Raw genomic sequence first — 20,382 nt, 5'->3', positions numbered from 1 at the left:
AACGGATTCTGGTCAGCCTTGCTGCGGCTCGCCGTCCACCTCAGCCAGCTGGCCGCGAATGCGGATGGCGGTGAGGTGACGGGCCGCAGCGGCGTCGTCGTTGACGTGTTGCAGGTCTTCGGTGACGCCGGCTGCGGCTTGCGCCGGGTTGAGTTGGTCGTTCTGGGCGAGCTGGCCCTGGTTGAGTTGCGACATGATGATCTCCAAGCGATGAAAATCCCGAGCACGTAGCCAGCAAGCACTGCATCCCAGAAGGAGTTGCAGCCGGCGACGCGGGCAGTTCGACAGACCCGCCATTTGCAATCATTGTAATCGTTCAGGTTGCACTGCAACAGGTAGCGCCTGGCTGATGTTTCTGTAGGAATGCCGGCGACGTCGGCGATCAGCGGCATTGCGACGCAGCAAGCTTTCCGGTCTGCATGCTGCGTTGCAGGCAGCGGGGCAGGGTGGCGCGTCGTCGCTGCTTTTCCTACCTCCAGTGTGGGCGCGCACCGATACCCGGCATGGATGGATGTTCATAGGCTCAAGCCTCAGTGCGGTGAAGGTCTGATCCCTTCACCTTTCTCGTTCACCTTCCATCCAACAGCAAGGAGCCCAGCATGAATGAACGCAAGCTCGACAATTCCAACACCTACAAGATCATCGAAGTCGTCGGCAGCTCACCCAACAGCAGCGACGAGGCCATCCGCAACGCCTTGGCTGACGTGGTCAAGACCGTCAAGCACGTGGACTGGTTCGAAGTGACCCAGTGCCGGGGACATGTGGACAATGGCAGCATCGGCCATTTCCAGGTCGGACTGAAAATCGGCTTCCGGGTCGAAGCGTGATCCTAAGCCTGATCCTTCATACGCCTCACCTGACGCCGCCCGCTACTGCCGAGGGATAGCAGCGGTCAATGAAGCCTGCGCTCAGCACTTGGCAAGGTTCAATTGGCCCGTTTCCGTGAAGGCGGCTACAGTGAGCTCAGTTGCAGCGCCTGCGGGGGCAGGGCTGCCAGAGGCCGGGTGGCGCGTCATGCGCTGCAGCACGCCGGCCCCATCATCCTGGCTTTCTTCTCCGTTGTTACCGTTGTTGGTCCACCCCGCGTGCCCGCTTTTGCAGGGCCGTCCTCGCGCTGCCTTTCGCCGCAGTGCAACAGTAGGATTCATCCTACGCCATCTCAGGCCGCTGTCCGATAGTGGCTGCGCATTCTGATCCGTATAACGTCAATCATCGGCGCTCAAAAGACAAGACCGTCCAGTCAAACAGAACAAGAAGGACATGTCTTCGCACCGGTCGCACGGATCAAGTCGTGACGGCTGGCGAAGACGCAAGTCGATGCGACGAGCCAAGGGTGCTTTCCATCTCAGGTGCTTTCACACAAATTAGGGGTCCATCTTGCAAGCTCGAGTTCTGTTAGTCAGCTCGGAGGCCGTGCCGCTCGTCAAGACCGGTGGGCTGGCCGACGTGATCACCGCGCTGGCGGTATCGCTGCGCAAAGCTGGCATCGACGCCAGCATCCTCCTGCCCGCTTATCCGGAAGCAGTCCGCCACCTCGGCCATACCGAGCAGATCGCCCTGAAGCACGGCCTGCCCGGCGGCGCCGGTCGCCTGTTGCGCGGTATCATCCCCGGCACCGATGTGCCGGCCCTGCTGCTGGACACGGCGCGCTTCCGCCAGCGCGGCGCCAATCCCTACCTCGATACCGATGGTGTCGAATTCAGCGACAACGCCGTCTGCTTCGCCGATCTCTCGCACGCCGCCGTGGCCATCTGCGCGGGCGAAACCAGCCTGCCGGCGCCGCATGTGGTGCATGCCAACGACTGGCATGCCGGCCTGATTCCCTGCCTGTTGAAGCTGCGCGGGCTGGACCATATCGGCACCATGCTGACCATCCACAACCTGGCCTTCCAGGGCAACTTTGCGCTGGAGTCGGCCGAACAGATCGGCATCCCCCAGCATCTGCTGACCGGCGACGGCGTCGAATACTGGGGCAAGCTGTCCTTCCTGAAAGCCGGCATCCGCTTCTCCGACTGCGTCTCCACCGTGAGCCGCAACTATGCCCACGAGATCATGACCCCGCGTTTCGGTTGCGGCATGGACGGCATCCTTTCCTTCCGCAAGCTGGACCTGCGCGCCATTCCCAACGCCATCGACGCCGAGCTGTGGAATCCTGCCGATGATCCCCTGATCGCGCGCAACTTCAGCGTCGGCAACATGAAGGGCAAGGCCGCCTGCAAGCGCGACCTGCAAAAGCTCTTCGGCCTGCCGGTCGATCCCTTCGCGCCCGTCATGGGCATGGGCAGCCGCCTGTCGCACCAGAAGATGGCCGATGTAGTCATCGAGGCGCTGCCGGGCATCATGGAACGCCATCCCCGCATGCAGATGGTGGTGCTGGGCTGCGGCGACCACGACTACGAAAAATCCTTGCAGGCGCTGGCGCAGCGCTATGCCGGCCGCATCGCCGTACACATCGGTTACGACGAACGCCGCGCCCATGCGCTGCACGCCGGCAGCGACATGCTGCTGCACCCGACCCGCTTCGAGCCGTTCGGCCTCACGCCCCTGTATGCGATGCGTTACGGCGCCATCCCCATCGGCTCGCGCGTGGGCGGCCTGGTCGATACGGTCTGCGACGCTGATCTGGATGCCGAACGCGCCACCGGCGTGCTCTTCGACGGCGACCGCGCAAGCGACATGGAAGCTGCTGTCGAGCGCGCCTTCGCCTTGTATGCAGACAACGAGCGCTGGCAATCCATGCAACGCAATGCCATGAGCATCGACTGCGACTGGGCCGGTCCGACACGCGCCTATATCGACGCCTATGCCCATGTGGCCGACATGGCCGTGCGGCCCTTGTTTGCTCCGCGTCCGCAGCCGCTCGAACGTCCCGCCGTGCAGCATGAACGCATGGTGCGCCCGGCAGCGGCCATTGCCGCAGCGCTGGCCAGCGTGGTGGGGGTTCCTGCCGCCGTCGTCGCCGCCTGATCCCATGCGCCCGACACCACGGGCGCTTTTCGTATTGCCCCCTCCTGCGCCGCCGATGGCGCAGCAGGGCAGCTATTGGCCGGCGCATTCTCACGCGGTGCGCCGGTGCGTGATTCTCGATGCTTCGATCAACAGTGATAACAACAACAGGAGTGTGCATGTCCGGCATGTCTGTCATGGCGTATAGGGCTTCCGTGGATTCCCTGGAGGCTCCCTCCGACGCCAGCTTTGCGCCCCCCTCGTCTGCCTCGCCGGCGGACTCCGTCCACCCCCTCGAAACCACCGCGCTGTCCCTCTCCTTTGAAGAGCAGGGCATGCTGGAAGCCTTGCTGGCCGGCCGGCTGGCCCAGCCATTCGATCTGCTCGGCCCACGTTATGCCAGCGCCAAGGGCGATAGCGCTGCGGTGCGCTGCTTCCATCCCGGCGCCGAAGCGGTGCGCGTGCGCTGCCGCCACAGCGACGTGCTGCTGGCCGAACTGCAGCAGTACCCGGTCCATGGCCAGCCCAGCGGTTTCTTCAGCGCTCTCGTGCCCGGCCTCGAGCAGCGCCGCCACGAGGTCCCCTATGTGCTGGAAGTGGACTGGCGCATCCCCGATGGCAGCCGCAGTGTGCAGTCCACCGAAGATCCTTATGCCTTCGGCCTGCTGCTGGGCGAGCTCGACCTGCATCTGCTGCAGGAGGGGCGACACCGCCAGTTGGCCGATTGCCTGGGCGCGCGTCCGATGGAGATCGACGGCGTCCCCGGCACCCGCTTTGCGGTCTGGGCGCCCAATGCCGAGCGCGTCTCGGTGGTGGGCGACTTCAACCAGTGGGATGGCCGTCGCCATGTGATGCGCCTGCGCCATGAACCGGGCGTGTGGGAATTGTTCATTCCGCGCATCGGTCCCGGCGACGTCTACAAGTACGAGATTCGTGGCCGCGACGGTGTGTTGCTGCCACTGAAGGCCGATCCGGTGGCGCGCGCCACCGAGCCGCCGCCCGCCACCGCGTCGGTGGTGGCCGATGCCCGTCCCTACGTCTGGCAAGACCAGCAATGGATGGCCGAGCGCGCCCGGCGCCAGTCGCTGTCGGCTCCCATGTCCATCTACGAAGTCCATCCCGCCTCCTGGCGGCGCGTGCCCGAGCAGGACCATCGCAACCTGACCTGGGATGAACTGGCCGACCAGTTGATCCCCTATGTGGTCGGCATGGGCTTCACCCATATCGAACTGATGCCGGTGATGGAGCATCCCTTCGGCGGTTCCTGGGGCTACCAGCCCATCAGCATGTTTGCGCCCAGCGCGCGCTTCGGCAAGCCCGAGCGCTTTGCCGCCTTCGTCGATCGCTGCCACCAGGCGGGCATCGGCGTGCTGCTGGACTGGGTACCGGCGCATTTCCCCAGCGACCAGCACGGCCTGGCGCAGTTCGACGGTACCGCCCTCTACGAGCATGCCGATCCGCGCGAAGGCTTCCACCAGGACTGGAACACGCTCATCTTCAATCTCGGCCGCAATGAAGTGCGCGGCTTCCTGATCGCCAGCGCCCTGGAATGGCTGGAGCATTTCCACGTCGATGGGCTGCGCGTGGATGCCGTGGCCTCCATGCTCTACCGCGACTACAGCCGCAAGGAAGGCGAGTGGGTCCCCAATATCCATGGCGGGCGCGAGAACCTGGAGGCCGTGGCCTTCCTGCGCGAACTCAATACCGTGGTGGCGCAGCGCTGCCCGGGCGCCCTCATGATTGCCGAGGAATCCACTTCCTGGCCCGGTGTGACGGCGCCGGTCAAGGAGGAGGGCGATCATCACGGCCTGGGCTTCAACTACAAGTGGAACATGGGCTGGATGAACGACACCCTGCGCTACATGCAGCATGACCCGCTGTTCCGCCGTTATCACCATCACGACATGACTTTCGGTCTCTTGTATGGATTCTCCGAAAACTTCATCTTGCCGATATCGCACGATGAGGTGGTCCACGGCAAGCGGGCGCTGCTCAACAAGATGCCGGGCGACCAATGGCGGCGCTTTGCCAATGTGCGCGCCTACTTCGGTTTCATGTGGACCCATCCGGGCAAGAAGCTCCTGTTCATGGGTAGCGAGTTCGGCCAGCCCGATGAGTTCGACCACGACAAGTCGCCTTACTGGCATCTGCTGGACGAGCACGCTGGCCATCCGGCCGAACACCGCCAGTTGCGCCAACTGGTCGGCGACCTGAACCGCCTGTACTGCAGCGAACCCGCGCTGCACCAGCGCGATTGCCGCGCCGATGGCTTCTCCTGGGCCGTGGGCGATGACAGCGTCAACAGCGTGCTGGCCTATTTCCGCTATGCCGATGAAGGACCGCCGGTGCTGGTGGTGGTCAATCTCACCCCGGTGCCGCGCGTCAACTACCGCATCGGCGTGCCGTCCATCGCGCCCGGACACCACGGCGTCTGGCGCGAAGTCCTCAATACCGACGCCGGCCTCTATGGCGGCAGCAACCACGGCAACCTGGGCGCAGTCCAGGTGCAGGAGCTGGCCTGGCACGGCCATGCGGCCTCCATCGAGCTGACCTTGCCGCCCCTGTCCACCCTGATCCTGCGTAGAGAGTCCTGAGATGAGTGTTGCCTTTCCCGATCGCCTGATGCCTGGCTTGCCCTATCCACTGGGCGCCAGCTCCGATGGCCTGGGCGTCAATTTCGCCGTGTTTTCCGCCCATGCCACCCGCATGGATCTGTGCCTGTTCGATCCCTCCGGCAAGCGCGAGCTCAAGCGCATCGCCTTGCCGGAATGTACCGACGAGGTGTGGCATGGCTACCTGCCCGGCGCTGCGCCGGGGCTGGTCTATGGCTTCCGCGCCCACGGGCCCTATGAGCCCAACAAGGGCCATCGCTTCAACCCCAACAAGCTCTTGCTCGACCCCTATGCCAAGCGCCTGGTGGGCCAGGTACGCTGGACCGACGCCTTGTATGGATACCGCCTGCATTCGCCCCGTGCCGACCTGTCCTTCGACCGCCGCGACAGCGCCGCGGCCATGCCCAAGGCCATGGTCACCGAAGACGCCTTCGTCTGGGAGCACGACCGCCTGCCGCAGGTGCCGTGGAACAAGACTGTGATCTACGAGGCCCACGTCAAGGGCATCTCGCGCCTGCGCGAAGACCTGCTGCCGCACGAACGCGGCACCTTTGCCGCCCTGGCCGATCCGGGCTTCATCGACCACCTGCTGCGCCTGGGCGTGACCACGCTGGAACTCATGCCGGTGCATGCCTTCCTGCAGGATAGCTTCCTGGTCGAGCGCGGCCTGCACAACTACTGGGGCTATAGCACGCTGTCCTATTTCGCCCCGGAACCGGGCTATCTCTCCATGGGCGACCCCAACGAGCTGCGCATGGCCGTACGCCGCCTGCACAGCGCCGGTATCGAAGTCATCCTGGACGTGGTCTACAACCACACCAGCTGCGGCAGCGAGCTGGGCCCCACGCTATCCTTCCGAGGCCTGGACAACGCCAGCTACTTCCGCCTGCTGCCCGGCCAGGAGCGTTACCACATCAACGACACCGGCTGCGGCAACACCCTGAACCTGTCGCATCCGCGCGTGCTGCAGATGGTGATGGATTCGCTGCGCTACTGGGCGCAATCCTTCCATATCGATGGCTTCCGCTTCGACCTGGGCTCGACGCTGGGGCGCGAGCCGCATGGTTTCGATCCGGGCTCGGGCTTTTTCGATGCGCTGCTGCAAGACCCAGTGCTGTCGCGCCTGAAACTCATCTCCGAACCCTGGGACATCGGCCCCGGCGGCTATCAGCTGGGCAATCATCCGGCCCGCTTTGGCGAATGGAATGACAAGTTCCGCGACGACATGCGCAAGTTCTGGAAGGGTGACGAAGCCATGCGCGGCGCCTTCGCCCAACGCATGATGGGCTCGGCCGAACTGTTCGAGCATCATCGCCGCAAACCCTGGGCCAGCGTCAACTTCATCGCCTCCCACGATGGCTTTACGCTGCGCGACCTGGTCAGCTACAACGGCAAGCACAACGAAGCCAACGGCGAGAACAACAACGACGGCCACAATGACAATGCCAGCTATAACTGGGGCGAGGAGGGGCCGACCGAAGACGCCGCCATCCTTGCCACCCGGGCCTGCGTGCAGCGCGCCATGCTGGCCTCGACACTGCTGGCGCAGGGCACGCCGATGCTGCTGGCCGGGGACGAATTCCACCGCAGCCAGGGCGGCAACAACAATGCCTATTGCCAGGACAACGAGATTTCCTGGGTCAACTGGGATCAGGCTCGCTCGCCCGCAGGCGCGGCCCTGAGCGCCTTCGTGGGCCGGGTCACGGCCATCCGGCGCGACTTTGAGGTGCTGCGCGCCAGTTACTTCCTGCACGGCAGCCAGATGGTGGCCGACGGGCTGCCGGATGTGGCCTGGTTCGACGAAGCGGCGCGCCCGGTCTCCAGCGAAGACTGGAACAACCCGGTGGCCCGCGCCATCACGCTGCAACTGGCTGGCAATCCCCAGGAATCGCACAAGCAGCTCAGTTCGCGCCTGCACGACGCTAGCCAGAGCGAGAGCCCCGCCGAAGCGGCCGAGGCTACGCCCGATGTGCTGATGATCTTCGTCAATGCCGGCCACGAAGCCATCGACTTCCATTTCCCCCGCACCGAGGGGGACTACCACCTGCTGCTCGATACCGCCCAGGACACCGGCATCCCGACCGGCGAGGACGTGCGTCTGATCCTGCCCGGCAGCGCCACCGTGCCGGTGCCCGCGCACAGCCTGCAGGTCTTTGCCAACCGGCCCTTGCACCTGGCCTCGGCCATCTATCCGCTGGCGGCCAACGAATGGATTGCCCGTAACGAATGGGGAGAACGCCCATGAGCGCCCGCTTTTCCTGGAACCTGCCCTTTGGCGCGCAGGTGACCGAACCTGGCCGTGTACGGTTCCGCGTCTGGGCGCCTGGCGCGCACAGCGTCGCCGTCGACATCACCGGACGTGGCCGCCTGCCCATGGAAGCCGAGCCGCAAGGCTGGTTCGTGCTGGAGACCGCCGGCGATCCTGGCACGGCGTATCGCTATGTGTTCGATACCATCAGCCAGGGCGAGCTCATCGCCCCCGACCCCGCCTCGCGCGGGCAGGCCGGCGATGTCTTCGACCCCAGCCTGGTGGTCGATGCGCAGGCCTACGTCTGGCAATACCCGCAGTGGCGCGGGCGGCCCTGGGAAGAGACGGTGCTCTACGAGCTCCATCCCGGCGCGCTGGGCGGTTTCGCGGGGATCCGGCAACGCCTGGCCGAGCTGTCCGAACTGGGCATCACGGCTATCGAGTTGATGCCGGTGGCCGAATTCCCGGGGTCCCACAACTGGGGCTATGACGGTGTGCTGCCCTTTGCCCCCGACGCCAGCTACGGTACGCCCGAGCAATTGAAGTCCCTGATCGATACGGCCCATGGGCTGGGCATGATGGTCTTCCTCGATGTGGTCTATAACCACTTCGGGCCGGATGGCAATTACCTCCATAGCTACGCCCCGCAATTCTTCCGTGAGGACATGCAGACGCTATGGGGCGCGACCATCGATTTCCGCCGCCCGGAAGTGGATGACTTCTTCACCCAGAATGCGCTGTACTGGTTGCAGGAATATCGCTTCGACGGCCTGCGCCTGGACGCCGTGCACGCCATCTGCGAGCCGGCCTGGCTGGAAAGGCTGGGCCAGCGCATCCGCACCGAAATCGGCGGGCAGCGCCACGTCCACCTGGTGCTGGAACATGACGGCAACGCCGCCCATCTGCTGGGCCACGGCCATCCCCCCGAGGACGGCCGCAGCAGCCATGTCTATGACGCCCAGTGGAACGACGATGCCCACCACGTCCTGCATGTGCTGCTGACCGGCGAAGACAGCGGCTACTACGCCGCCTACGCCGAGGAGCCTGCGGCCAAGCTGGCGCGCTGCCTGCAGCAGGGTTTCGTCTACCAGGGCGAGGTCTCGCCGTATTTGGGGGAGCCGCGCGGCGAGCCCAGCGCCGACTTGCCGCCCACGGCCTTTGTCAACTTCCTGCAGAACCACGACCAGATCGGCAACCGCGCCTTCGGCGAGCGCCTCACCGTGCTGGCCCATCCGCTGGCCCTGCATGCGGCGCAGGCGCTGATCCTCTTGGCGCCACAGGTGCCGATGCTGTTCATGGGCGAGGAATTCTGCGCCGTGCAACCCTTCCTGTACTTCACCAGCCATCGTGACGAGGCGCTGGTCAAGGCGGTGAGGGAAGGGCGGCGACGCGAGTTCGCCCGCTTCCCGCAGTTCGCCGACCCGGCGCTGCTGGAGCAGATTCCCGATCCCAACAGCTTCGCCACCTTTGTCTCATCCATCCCCGAACCCGGCCCCGCGCCGGGCTCGGCGGCCTGCCTGCGCCGCGTGGCCGAGCTGCTGCACATCCGCAAGCTGCACATCGCCCCCTACCTGCGCGGTGCACGGGCGCTGGAAGCCCGCGCCATCGGCCCCAAGGCCGTGCATGCGCGCTGGCGGCTGTCCAACGGCAGCGTACTCAACATCACCGTCAACCTGGCCGAGCAGGCCCTGGAAGAATCGCTGGACCAACTGGCCCAGAGCGCCGGGGCCGACGTCCTCTTCGACAGCGGCGGCGCGCTCGAGGCACTGGCTGAAGGTCGCTTCCCCGGTCACGCCATCCTGGCCTTGCGCGAACCTGCCGGCGCGGGGAGGGCAGCATGAGCAGCGCCGCCCTGCAAGCCGACCCGGTCAAGGCGCCCAGGTCCTCCAATGGCGCCAATGCTCCGGCAGGCGAGGACGACCTGACCCGCCTGGCTCGCCATGCCGGCATTGCCATCCACTGGACCGACGCTTACGACCAGCCGCAAGTCGTTGGCGAGGACGCCTTGCGCGCCATCCTGGCGGCCCTGGGCCTGCCGTGCGCGACGCCGGGCGATTGCCGCGACAGCCTGGCGCAGCTGGAGCAGGAACAGGCAGTGGGCTACCTGCCGCCGCTGCTGACTGGAGTGCAGCACCAGCCGGTGTCCTTGCCCATGCATTCGCATCTGCACGGGCAATCCTGCCGGCTGGAGCTGGAGAACGGCGCCAGGCTGATGCTGCTGATCTCTTCCGACCTGAACGCACCGCCGACCTTGCCGCCCATCGCGGTACCGGGCTATCACCGCCTGCTGGTGGCCGGCCACATCCTCACCCTGGCCATCGCACCGGCGCGCTGCTACACCATTGCCGATGCGCTGGGCGAGCAAGCGGATGCTCGCGGCTGGGCGCTGGCCGCGCAGGTCTATGGCCTGCGCAGCGACAGCCTCAGGCCGGCTCGCAAGGTCTATGGCGATGGCGGTATCGGCCACTTCGGCGCACTCGCCGCGCTGGCCCCACTGGCCAGCCAATATGGCGCCGCCGCGCTGGCCATGTCGCCGGTGCATGCCATGTTCACCGCCGATCCGGGCCGCAGCAGCCCGTATTCTCCTTCCAGCCGCCTGTTTCTCAATCCCTTGCTGATCGACCCCGCCGCCATCCTGGGCGAAGCGGCCCAGGCGCAAGTGCTGGCCGAAGGCGGCTCCGAGATGATCGCCGCGCACGAACGCTTGCAGGGCGCGCCGTTGGTGGACTGGGCGCGCGCCGGGGCGCACCGCCTGGCGCTGTTGCGCCGCCTGCATGCGCTGTTTCGCACCGAGCACGGTGCCGACCCCACCCAGACCGCCGCCTTTGCCGCCTTCCAGTCCCAAGGCGGCGCGGCCTTGCGCGCGCATGCGCTCTACGAGGCCTACAGCAACTGGCTCGGGCAGCAGGGCGCGCCCGGCTATTGCGACTGGCGGCAGTGGGGCGCGGCGGCCCAGCATCCCGATACCCCGGAGATGAACAACTTCGCCGCCGACCATGCCGGCGAGATCGAATTCCACCTGTTCCTGCAATGGCAGGCCACGCGCCAGCTGGCGCATGCCCAGCAATGCGCGCGCGAGAGCGGCATGCCCATCGGCCTCATCGCCGACCTAGCCGTGGGCGCGGACAATGGCGGCAGCCAGGCATGGAGCCACCAGGGCGAGATCGCCGCCGGGCTGACCGTGGGCGCACCGCCTGACCGGCTGGCGCCGCTGGGCCAGAACTGGGGACTGGGCGCGTTTTCGCCGCTGGCGCTGCGGCGCACCGGCTACCAGGCCTATCTGGCGATGCTGCGGGCCTGCATGGCCCAGGGTGGTGGCGTGCGCATCGATCACGTGCTGGGCCTGAACCGCCTATGGCTGGTGCCGCAAGGGCTGGGCGCGCAGGCAGGCGCTTACGTGGCCTATCCGCAGCAGGACATGTTGCGTCTGATCGCGCTGGAGTCCTGGCGGCACCGCGCCGTGGTCATCGGCGAAGACCTGGGGACCGTGCCGCCAGGCTTTGACCGGGATCTGGCGGAGTCCGGCGTGGCCGGCATCCGTGTGCTCTGGTTCCAGCGCGACAAAGAGGGCTTCCTGCCGCCTGCGGACTGGTCCGCCCAGGCCATCGGCGTGACCACCACGCATGACCTTCCCACCGTGGCAGGCTGGTGGACCGGCGCCGACATCGCCTGGCGGCATCGCCTGGGCCAGCTCGAAGAAGGACGCGCCGCCGCCGAAGGCCAGCGCGCCAAGGAGCGTGATCAGCTCTGGCAGGCCTTGGTGGAGCAGGGATGGGCCAGTGGCCCGGTCCCGCAGATCACCGCTGCAGAGGCGGAAGACCTGGCCCAGCAGGCCTTGCCGCCTGTACCCGAAGAATGCGCCATCGCCGTCGATGCCGCCCTGGAATTCGTCGCCGCCACGCCCGCGCCGCTGGCGGTGGTGCCGGTGGAAGACATCCTGGGCCTGGTGCAGCAGCCCAACCTGCCGGGCCTGACGGACCCCCATCCCAACTGGCGTCGCCGCCTGCCCGACGATACCCCGCAACTGTTTGCCTCCTATGCCGCCCGGGCGCGGCTGGAGCGGCTGCGCCGCGTGCGCGGCTACACCCCCAAGGAAACCTGATGCCTCACCAGCCCGACCCCGAGCAAGCCGCTCCCCCTGTCTCCAGTGCCGCGCCGCTGATCCGCGCCACGGCGCGCTTGCAGTTGCATCGAGATTTCAATTTCGCGCAGGCCGCCGAGGTAGTGGACTACTACCAGCGCCTGGGGGTGAGCCATCTGTATGTCTCGCCCATCCTGACCGCCCGGCCAGGCTCCACGCACGGCTACGACGTGGCCGACGCCAGCCGTATCAATCCCGAACTGGGCGGCGAGCCCGGCCTGCGCCAGCTGGTGCAGCGCCTGCGTGCGGCTGGCATGGGGCTGCTGGTCGATATCGTGCCCAATCACATGGCGGTGGGCCGTCACAATCCCTGGTGGCAGGACGTGCTGCGCTGGGGCCGGGAGAGCCCGCACGCGCTCTGGTTCGACATCGACTGGGACAGCGCCGATGACGCCTTGAAGGGCAAGGTCTTGCTGCCTTTCCTGGGCCAGCCCTATGCCGAGGCGCTGGAGGCGGGTGAACTGGTGCTGTGCCTGGACGCCGATTCTGGTGAACTGTATGTGGAGCACTACGAACACCGCTTCCCCCTGGCCGCGCCGGATCACGCCCTGGTGCTGGAGACCGCCGGCAGCGAGCGACTGGCCGAGGTGATCGCCGCCTTCCGCAAAACGATGCCGCAGACCTGCAGCGCCGCCTACGGGCTCTTGCGTGACCTGGCGCGGGATCCAGAGGCCCTGGCCGATATCGATGCGGCGCTGGCCGGCTTCAGCGCCGCCCAGCCGCATGGCCGCAGCGCCTTGCATCAGTTGCTGGAGCGCCAGCACTACCGGCTGGCCTGCTGGCGCAATGCCGCCGATGAAATCAACTGGCGGCGTTTCTTCGAAGTCAGTGAACTGGTGGGCATGCGGGTAGAACGGGAAGACGTCTTCGAAGCCATGCACGCCGAACTCTTCCGCCTCTATGCCGAGGGCCTCATCGACGGCCTGCGCCTGGATCATATCGACGGTCTCACCGATCCGGCGGCTTACTGCCTGCGCCTGCGACAGCGCTTGCGCAGCCTGCGCCCCGGCCATGAACCCTATATCGTGGCCGAGAAGATCCTGGCCGGTGACGAAGCACTGCCTGCCGCCTGGCAGCTCGACGGCAGCACCGGCTACGAATTCATGGAACAGTGCGCCGCCGTGTTGCACGACGGCGATGGCGAACCGGTACTGGACGACCTGTGGCGCGATATCGTGGCCGAGCTTGGCTCCGGCTTCAGCGCCAGCCAGGACTGCATGCAAGTGCATGGTCCGGCCGAGCTGTGTCATTTCCCGGCCATGGTGCAGCAGGCGCGGCGCAGCTTCCTGACACGCAATTTTGCCGCCGAATTCAACGCCCTGACGCACTGCCTGCACCAGCTCGCCCGCAGCGCCGTCACCACCCGCGACCTCTCGCTGATGTCCGTGCGGCGCTGCGTGGCTGAGCTGCTGGTGCACTTTCCGGTGTACCGCACCTATGCCACCGAAGAGGGCATGCCCGCGCTGGAACGCGAACTGCTGGCGCGCACCGCCCAGGTCGCCGCCGCCAGGCTGCATCCCGCAGATCATCCCACCCTGCATGTGGTGGAAGGCTGGCTGGGCGGCGATCTCCTGCTGCCCGCCGGCCAGGAGCCGCGTCGCGCCCTGCAACTGCGCGCCATCGCGCGCTTCCAGCAACTGACCCCGCCGCTGACGGCCAAGTCGATGGAAGACACCGCCTTCTACCGCTATGGACGCCTGCTCTCGCGCAACGAGGTCGGCGCGGAGCCAGCGCAACTGGCGCTATCGATCGCCCATTTCCACCAGCTGGCGGCGCGCCGCGCAGCCCAGACGCCGGCCAGTCTGCTGGCCACCGGCACCCATGACCACAAGCGTGGCGAAGATGCTCGTATGCGCCTGGCTGCGCTCTCGGAAATCCCCGAGGAATGGGCCACGGTAGTGCGTCACTGGCGCACGCTGAACGCGCCCATTGTGGCCGCCACCGCAGGTGCCGAAGGCGGCATCGACGCCGCCGATGAGTACATGCTCTACCAGAGCCTGGTGGGTGTGTGGCCCGACGGCATGCGCGCCGGCGACGATGACCTCAGCGCACTGGACGACCTGGCGGCGCGCGTGATCGCCTGGCAGCGCAAGGCCTTGCGCGAAGCCAAGCGCCGCAGCGACTGGATCGCCCCGCAAGAGTCCTACGAAGCCGCCTGCGAGCGCTTCACCCGGGCATTGCTGTGCGATCCTGGCCTGGATGCGCGCCATCATCCCTTCCTCACCGGGCTGGAAGAATTCGTGCGCCGCCTGGCCCCGCTGGGCGCCATCAACAGCCTCTCCCAGACCATGCTCAAGCTGACCATGCCGGGCGTGCCCGACTTCTACCAGGGCAGCGAGCTGTGGGACCTGAGCATGGTCGATCCCGATAACCGTCGTCCGGTGGATTTCGACTTGCGCCAGCGCCGCCTGGCCGACGCCATGAGCCGCCCGGTGTCACTGCGCCAGTGGCAGAGCGGCGGCGCCAAGCAGCAACTGATCCATGCGGTCTTGCAGCACCGGCGCGCGCATGCGCAGCTCTATGCGCAGGGCCAATACATCCCCCTGTCCACGCACGGCAAGCTGGCGCGACACGTGATCGCCTTTGCGCGGCTGTTGCCGGCCTCGGACGGTGCGCAAGGGCAGGGCTGGCAGGCCACCGTGGTGGTCTGTACCCGCCTGGCCGCGCATCTGCTGGCCTTTGACGGCGCGCGTGACGAAGCGCTGCCGCTGGTCTCCGCCGAAGTCTGGGGCGACACCCGCATCGTGCTGCCGGCGCAGCTCTCGCATGCGCAGGGAGAGGGGCTGCGGCAATGGCGCAGCGTCCTGACCAGCGGCGCCGGGCCGCTGGAAGAATGCGCCATGCCGGACGGCGAGCGAGGCGGCAGCATGACCGTGAGCGAGATATTGGGCAGCTTGCCGGTGGAGTTGCTGGAGTTGCGGATCAGTTGAGCGGAATGTTGCGTAATGCGCGCACGCTCTCACGTTCCGACGCGAGAGCGTCGTCAGCGGGCAGCGCCAGCCGATGGGTCGAGGGAAGCCCGAATTGCGCGCGTCCAACGATGAGTGCTTCTCCCTGCCATTGTTGTTCGAGCTCATACAATGGCATGCGAACCTGTCCTCGCGCGGAATCGGCCAGCAGCGCCCGACCTTGGGTGATTCCCTTGAGCACGACGAAATGCCTGAGATCTTCCCGCTGCAGCAAGAGGATGACTGGACCTTGCAGCAGCCTGGCTTCTGCGACTGTCAGACGTAGCCCTTCGGCGGTGTAGCCCAGCCGCTGTGCTACACGTTTCAGATCCAATAAGGAAAATCCTTCCTTGATGCGTTCGGCCAGCTCTTCGCGTGACAGGCGGGCGATGATGTCGGCGAGCACGTCCTCTTCGTCAATGGCTTGGTCAAAATATCCGCGCAACAGGATCGCCAGGGCCGCCGCCCCGCACGAATAATCGAGGGTCTGCCGTTCGATGTCCTGCATTTGCATTGCCCGCATTCCTGTCAAGCCAGGCGGTCCGGCTGCCTGCACGGGCCAAGCCAGAAACAGCATTGCCCAGGCCGCGGCTCTCATTGGAAACGCCGGTTCATGCGTAGGCTTAGATAGGCCGGCCCCGCCTCTTCATTGAGACCGAAAGTCACCTGCGGCGAGAGCGTCCATCGCTCGAAGAGCCGATAGGACACGGATAGCGACAGGTCTAGCGGGTCCTTGCCCGATCCCGCGACGGCCTGGCCGTCCACTTGCATATTGCGATAATGAGCAAGGGACAGGCGCGAACCCAGCGAGAGCCGTTCGTTGAGGGCAAAGCCCACACCCAGATAAGCTGACAGGCCATCGCCCGGATGAATTCGATAGCCGTCGATGGTGCGTTCACGCGAGAAACGATAGTTGACCCCACCGAACAGCATGCCCGGATCACTGCTGCGCACGAACGCAATGCCGGGAGCAAGACTCCAGTGGCCGGTGCCATTGGAGAGCGGATCAAGCCAGGTATCGTCGGGAGCGTAGTAGTGCTTCTTTCCGGTCGGAGCCGAAAGCGTCAGAGAGAGCGACAGGGCCGGACGCTCGGCATTTTCTTCCAGCCACTGGTATTGGAGACCGGCACTGACGTCGCCCGGCGCCCACTGGCTGGCGTTGCGCACGTATTGGCTGCTGGAGATCTGCTCGATGCCGGTATGGGTGAACGGCAGGGTGAACCAAGCCTCGACATCACCCCACAGCCCGGCGCGCACGGTGGTGGCCAGTTCTAGTTGCCGGGCTTCTTGCGCCGACATCTGGAAGTAGCCGACGTTCATCAGCGAGTGACTGCTGCGCGCATGCTTGTATTGCAGCCCGAATTCGAGCTCCATCTTGCCCGGGGCCAGCAAGACAGTCGAACCGGTCAGAAAATCAATAGGGGCTTTGGAGATACTGTCCTCGCCGAAGCTGGGGCTGCGAGCCTGAGGGGCGTTGACCTCATCCTTGATGCCGCTTTCGAAGATCCGCGTCATGGCCTGGATAGCATCGGCGTGGATGTCTATCGTGCCAAAGCTGATGGTTTGCATGCGGTTTCGCCCATGCGATAGGAATCTTCGGTGACCAATGCCGCCAGTTCTTTTCCTTGCAGTGTGATCGGGGCGCCATAGCGGGTCTTGAACAGGCATAAGCCATCCTGGAAGGTGAGCAACTTGCCGGAGATGATGTCACCTGCCTTGGTGTAAAGCGTGTCTGCCAGCGCGGCCGACGGCATGAGCGCGCAACAGATCACTAACGCGAAAAGGGGGGGGTAGGGTATGACGGTTGGGGTGGTGTATCCGGGTGGCATAGGCCGCTCAGCGTTACCAGGAGAACCTGCTGATCGGGCGGTTCCAGATGGCTTCGCGCAGGCCGAAAGGCAAGAGCCTGTTGTTCTGATCCACCGCTTGGAGGTGATACTCGATGGGACTAGCATTGACGCGTTTCCATTGATACGCAGAGCTGTATTTGTCAGCGAGCCAGATGTCGCCAAAGGTATTGATCCACTCGCCTTGGTATTTCACCGGGTGAGATGCTTGGGGCGAATAGGAAAATCCAACGTAGCGATAAGAGGAATAATCCTCATAGCGGCCGAATCGCTTGTACGTAACGAGATGCTCGCGAATGCCCATCGTGACACTCGGCGCTGGCATGTTGACGATTTTCCGCATTGCGGTGCCCTTGATCGCCGCCAGTTGCTCGTCAGGGATCACGACAGGTGTGGCCCCTTGCTGCACCAAGGCTTCGAGGATAGGGTTGTTTCCCATGCAAATACCTGATGCCAGCAGGCAGACAGACATCGTGCAGAGAGCGCTAGCTTTTGATCCCATAATTTTCTCCTTCGACATGCTCGGCTTGGGTGTGAAAACGGAAACCCATTTTGGTCAGCAGTGCCATCAGTGGCTTGTCAGCCATGAGCCGTCTTTCAAAATCGAGCTGGTATTTATCGCTGCTCTGCTTATTCGAGATCAGCCGTTCGTAGATTTCCGGAGAGTCAGTCAGGCCATTGGCGTCCAGCATGGCGCTGAAGTGCTTCCTAATGCCCGGGTAGTAGAGTGATTCTTCGCTGGGCGACAGAGAGTTGAAGCGCGCATTGAGCGCGTCTATCTGCATGACCGTCAGGCCGAGTTCAAGGGGAAAGTGAGTCGGATAATAGTCGGCATACCACGGTGGAAGCGCCGCGGCCTTGATGTCCGGGTCCACGTTGGCGCCATTGCGCTCGTTGGCCCAGGCTGCGGTCGCTTCGGGTGACAGCACTACGGTGTCGGACTCCGCCCGTGAGAACTGCGGTGGTGCGTACGCGCTGGCCGGCGATGAAGGTCCGGCGGAAAGGGCATTGGCTACCGCGCCCACTGAGATGCCGCTGGGCTGTACTTTCATCGGGGATCTCCTTGGTCAGGCTTGCACAGGTGTAGAGGCTCCAGCTTCATCCGCCTTGCCGCATACGCTTCCAGGTCAGCTCGGCGATGCTGAGGAAGCGATGGACGGTGAAGCCGCCATGGCTGCTGGGCCGGCTCGCTCCGCTCTCGCTGCTCGTGCGCGCCGCTGCCGCCTGTGCGGCGGCGGATATCCGGACCTGGGAGGAGGGCAGCGCCTGCGTGCGGGTCATGAAACGGTCCACGGTCACGCCTCTGGGCGTGGGCCTTGGCGGCGTCTGCAGCGCCGACGCGACGGGCAATGGTCTGATGCTCATGACAGTCTCCCTTCTCGATGTAGGCGTTTCACCGAGACTAGCCCGTCATCGAGGCCGTTGGGCGTCAATTTGCTGACATCCACCCCTTTTGATCCATCCAGCAAAACATGAATGCGGCGCAGCAAAGAAGAGCCGGGTGCGGGTGTTGCAATCACACCGCATAGCGCTTCGGACCACCCGCCCCCTACGATGCAGAATGCGCCGCAGGGCGAAGGATACCTGTCGGGAAAGGCCGACATTGCGGTGCAGCAATTGCCGTTTTTCCTACAGGGAAATGGGCCGCCGTCCTATCCCGGCCGGCGCGCTTGCGCCGCTAACATCCCTGCAGTCCTGCGTGCCGCCCGGCAAGACTGCTGGCCGCGCCGCGCATGTCTTTCGACCCCGGATGGCCGCCTGTGCAAGCAGACATTCCACTGCCTTGCGCTGCGCAGGAAGCGCTGATGCAGCGCATCAGGAATTCATCAGGAATGGCCGGCGCATGTCGCTGCCGCATCCGTTTCCTGATCTTGCCTGCGTCCCCGGCCACCAGCACAAGGAGCTGCCTTCATGACCACGTTGCCCGCCGCCGATCTGCAATTGCCTCTGTTTGTCTATGCCCAGCGCGAGTCGCTGACCGGAAAGAGTGCATGGCGGTCCCTGCAGGAACACTACCGTGACCGTGCCCGCCATTTCCAGCTTTCGCGCCTGTTCGCCGCCGATGACAAGCGCGGCGAGTCGCTCACCGCCGAGGCCGTGGGCATCTATCTCGACTATTCCAAGAACCTGGTCACCTCCGAGACCATGGCCCTGCTGATGCAACTGGCCCGCCAGTGCGGCCTGCCTGATCGCATCGAGGCCATGTTCCGGGGCGATCGCATCAACCTGACCGAGAATCGCTCGGTGCTGCACACCGCTTTGCGCAAGCCGGCCAGCGAACGTCTGGTGGTCGATGACCAGGACGTGGTGGCCGAGGTCCAGCAGGTGCTGCGCCGCATGGAGGGCTTTGCCCGCCAGGTGCGCAGCGGCCAGTGGCTGGGGCATACCGGCCTGCCCATCCGTCATGTGGTCAACATCGGCATCGGCGGCTCCGATCTGGGGCCGATGATGGCCTATGAGGCCCTGCGCCCCTACAGCCACGACGACCTGACGCTGCATTTCGTCTCCGACGTGGATGGCGCCGCCATGCTCGATACGGTCCGTGGTCTGCCCGCCGAGCAGACCCTCTTCATCGTCTGCTCCAAGACCTTCACCACCCTGGAAACCATCACCAACGCCACCGCCGCACGTGCCTGGCTGGTGCAGCAACTGGAAGCCGAAGAAGCGGTGGCGCGCCACTTCGTGGGCGTGACCACCAATATCGAGGAGGCGCAGCGCTTCGGCATCGATGCGGACAACATGTTCGGTTTCTGGGACTGGGTCGGTGGGCGCTATTCGATGACCAGCGCTATCGGCCTCTCCACCATGGTCGCCATCGGGCCGGAACATTTCCGCGCGATGCTGGATGGCTTCCACGCCATGGATGAGCATTTCCGCAGCGCGCCGCTGGAGAGCAACCTGCCGGTCATCCTCGGCATGCTCACGGTCTGGTACACCAACTTCTTCGGCGCGGCCAGCCAGGCGGTGCTGCCCTACAGCCAGCACCTCAAGCGCCTGCCGGCCTATCTGCAGCAACTCACCATGGAAAGCAACGGCAAGCACATCACCGTCAATGGCGAGCCGGTGGACTACCAGACCTCGCCGGTCTACTGGGGCGACAACGGCATCAACGGCCAGCATTCGTTCTACCAGATGCTGCACCAAGGGACGCAACTGGTGCCGTGCGACTTCATCGGTCTATGCCAGCCGCAGCAGGCGCTAGGCCAGCAGCATGAACTGCTCATGGCCAACATGTTCGCGCAATCCGAGGCGCTGGCCTTCGGCAAGGATGCCGATCAGGTGCGCCAGGAGGGCACGCCCGAGGCGCTGGTGCCGCATCGCGTCTTCGAGGGCAATCGTCCCAGCAACAGCATGCTGCTGCAACAGCTCACGCCCTACAGCCTGGGCACGCTGGTGGCGCTGTACGAGCACAGCGTCTTCACCCAGGGTGTGGTCTGGAACATCGATTCCTTCGATCAGTGGGGCGTGGAGCTGGGCAAGCAACTGGCCAAGCGCACCGCGCGTGAATTGATGGACCACCAGCAGCCGCTGCATCACGACAGTTCCACCAATGCGCTGATCCGGCGCTACCGGGCTTGCAGCACGGCAGCGCCGTCGCAGCACCAGCCTGCCTGAGCCCCGCGCGCCTGGATCCAGGCGT

The 20,382-nt window shown here is 65.2% G+C and carries 15 protein-coding genes; 8 read left to right on the top strand and 7 right to left on the bottom strand.

The window, feature by feature from the left end; genetic code table 11:
- Nucleotides 1-12: 12 nt before the first annotated feature.
- A complete protein-coding gene (locus BGK68_RS20160) occupies nt 13-195 on the bottom strand; it encodes a hypothetical protein (protein ID WP_075258552.1) in 183 nt (60 codons plus the stop codon).
- 404 nt (nt 196-599) lie between these two features.
- On the opposite strand from BGK68_RS20160, the gene BGK68_RS20155 reads away from it, so the two are divergent.
- The 7 genes from BGK68_RS20155 to treY all read left to right on the top strand — a co-directional run bounded on the left by BGK68_RS20155 (nt 600) and on the right by treY (nt 14,877).
- A complete protein-coding gene (locus BGK68_RS20155; protein WP_075258551.1) occupies nt 600-827 on the top strand; it encodes a dodecin in 228 nt (75 codons plus the stop codon).
- Between the two features lie 550 nt (nt 828-1,377).
- Nucleotides 1,378-2,967 (top strand): glycogen synthase GlgA, encoded by a 1,590-nt coding sequence (gene glgA / locus BGK68_RS20150; protein WP_075258550.1) that lies wholly within the window; start codon nt 1,378-1,380, stop codon nt 2,965-2,967.
- A gap of 158 nt (nt 2,968-3,125) precedes the next feature.
- Entirely contained in the window at nt 3,126-5,540 is a 2,415-nt protein-coding gene (gene glgB, locus BGK68_RS20145; protein WP_075258549.1) for a 1,4-alpha-glucan branching protein GlgB, read from the top strand.
- Between the two features lies 1 nt (nt 5,541).
- A complete protein-coding gene (gene glgX, locus BGK68_RS20140; RefSeq protein ID WP_075258548.1) occupies nt 5,542-7,803 on the top strand; it encodes a glycogen debranching protein GlgX in 2,262 nt (753 codons plus the stop codon).
- The gene (gene treZ, locus BGK68_RS20135) at nt 7,800-9,647 is read left to right on the top strand and encodes a malto-oligosyltrehalose trehalohydrolase (RefSeq protein ID WP_075258547.1); all 1,848 of its coding nucleotides are present in this window, start codon (nt 7,800-7,802) and stop codon (nt 9,645-9,647) included. The genes glgX and treZ overlap by 4 nt, the downstream gene beginning before the upstream one ends.
- Nucleotides 9,644-11,908: a 4-alpha-glucanotransferase gene (gene malQ, locus BGK68_RS20130; RefSeq protein WP_143433125.1), complete on the top strand. Its 2,265-nt coding sequence runs from the start codon at nt 9,644-9,646 to the stop codon at nt 11,906-11,908. The genes treZ and malQ overlap by 4 nt, the downstream gene beginning before the upstream one ends.
- Nucleotides 11,908-14,877, top strand: a complete 2,970-nt coding sequence (treY, locus tag BGK68_RS20125) for a malto-oligosyltrehalose synthase (protein WP_075258546.1) — start codon at nt 11,908-11,910, stop codon at nt 14,875-14,877. Before malQ ends, treY begins: the two co-directional genes overlap by 1 nt.
- Here treY and BGK68_RS20120 read toward each other — a convergent pair.
- The 6 genes from BGK68_RS20120 to BGK68_RS20095 form a co-directional block, all read right to left on the bottom strand.
- A complete protein-coding gene (locus BGK68_RS20120; RefSeq protein WP_198937236.1) occupies nt 14,870-15,409 on the bottom strand; it encodes a C39 family peptidase in 540 nt (179 codons plus the stop codon). The genes treY and BGK68_RS20120 overlap by 8 nt on opposite strands.
- 80 nt (nt 15,410-15,489) lie before the next feature.
- Nucleotides 15,490-16,464: a transporter gene (locus BGK68_RS20115; protein ID WP_075258545.1), complete on the bottom strand. Its 975-nt coding sequence runs from the start codon at nt 16,462-16,464 to the stop codon at nt 15,490-15,492.
- Nucleotides 16,437-16,649, bottom strand: a complete 213-nt coding sequence (locus BGK68_RS27880; protein ID WP_075258544.1) for a hypothetical protein — start codon at nt 16,647-16,649, stop codon at nt 16,437-16,439. Before BGK68_RS27880 ends, BGK68_RS20115 begins: the two co-directional genes overlap by 28 nt.
- Nucleotides 16,650-16,737: 88 nt before the next feature.
- The gene (locus BGK68_RS20105; RefSeq protein ID WP_143433123.1) at nt 16,738-17,181 is read right to left on the bottom strand and encodes a hypothetical protein; all 444 of its coding nucleotides are present in this window, start codon (nt 17,179-17,181) and stop codon (nt 16,738-16,740) included.
- Nucleotides 17,182-17,227: 46 nt separating this feature from the next.
- Complete coding sequence (locus tag BGK68_RS20100; RefSeq protein WP_075258542.1) at nt 17,228-17,794, bottom strand: hypothetical protein; 567 nt, start codon at nt 17,792-17,794, stop codon at nt 17,228-17,230.
- Nucleotides 17,795-17,840: 46 nt separating this feature from the next.
- Complete coding sequence (locus tag BGK68_RS20095) at nt 17,841-18,107, bottom strand: hypothetical protein (protein WP_075258541.1); 267 nt, start codon at nt 18,105-18,107, stop codon at nt 17,841-17,843.
- Between the two features lie 546 nt (nt 18,108-18,653).
- On the opposite strand from BGK68_RS20095, the gene pgi reads away from it, so the two are divergent.
- Nucleotides 18,654-20,357 carry a glucose-6-phosphate isomerase gene (pgi, locus tag BGK68_RS20090; protein ID WP_075258540.1) on the top strand — a complete coding sequence of 568 codons (1,704 nt, stop codon included), beginning with the start codon at nt 18,654-18,656 and terminating at the stop codon, nt 20,355-20,357.
- The last annotated feature ends 25 nt before the right edge of the window (nt 20,358-20,382 follow it).

Origin of the sequence: Herbaspirillum camelliae, from assembly GCF_001929405.1 — a bacterium.
GTDB classification, from domain to species: domain Bacteria; phylum Pseudomonadota; class Gammaproteobacteria; order Burkholderiales; family Burkholderiaceae_D; genus Herbaspirillum; species Herbaspirillum seropedicae.
Note: the sequence above shows the minus strand (reverse complement) of the source record. Positions and strands in the feature narration are given on the sequence as shown.

Bases quoted from the DNA above. Each gene is read 5' to 3' on its own strand.
- BGK68_RS27880 (WP_075258544.1), bottom strand. From the start codon at position 16,649: ATGCCGTCGGCCGCGCTGGCAGACACGCTTTACACCAAGGCAGGTGAC.
- treZ (WP_075258547.1), top strand. From the start codon at position 7,800: ATGAGCGCCCGCTTTTCCTGGAACCTGCCCTTTGGCGCGCAGGTGACC.
- treY (WP_075258546.1), top strand. From the start codon at position 11,908: ATGCCTCACCAGCCCGACCCCGAGCAAGCCGCTCCCCCTGTCTCCAGT.
- BGK68_RS20095 (WP_075258541.1), bottom strand. From the start codon at position 18,107: ATGAGCATCAGACCATTGCCCGTCGCGTCGGCGCTGCAGACGCCGCCA.
- glgB (WP_075258549.1), top strand. From the start codon at position 3,126: ATGTCCGGCATGTCTGTCATGGCGTATAGGGCTTCCGTGGATTCCCTG.
- BGK68_RS20115 (WP_075258545.1), bottom strand. From the start codon at position 16,464: ATGCAAACCATCAGCTTTGGCACGATAGACATCCACGCCGATGCTATC.
- glgX (WP_075258548.1), top strand. From the start codon at position 5,542: ATGAGTGTTGCCTTTCCCGATCGCCTGATGCCTGGCTTGCCCTATCCA.
- BGK68_RS20120 (WP_198937236.1), bottom strand. From the start codon at position 15,409: ATGCAAATGCAGGACATCGAACGGCAGACCCTCGATTATTCGTGCGGG.
- BGK68_RS20155 (WP_075258551.1), top strand. From the start codon at position 600: ATGAATGAACGCAAGCTCGACAATTCCAACACCTACAAGATCATCGAA.
- malQ (WP_143433125.1), top strand. From the start codon at position 9,644: ATGAGCAGCGCCGCCCTGCAAGCCGACCCGGTCAAGGCGCCCAGGTCC.
- BGK68_RS20105 (WP_143433123.1), bottom strand. From the start codon at position 17,181: ATGGGAAACAACCCTATCCTCGAAGCCTTGGTGCAGCAAGGGGCCACA.
- BGK68_RS20160 (WP_075258552.1), bottom strand. From the start codon at position 195: ATGTCGCAACTCAACCAGGGCCAGCTCGCCCAGAACGACCAACTCAAC.
- pgi (WP_075258540.1), top strand. From the start codon at position 18,654: ATGACCACGTTGCCCGCCGCCGATCTGCAATTGCCTCTGTTTGTCTAT.
- BGK68_RS20100 (WP_075258542.1), bottom strand. From the start codon at position 17,794: ATGAAAGTACAGCCCAGCGGCATCTCAGTGGGCGCGGTAGCCAATGCC.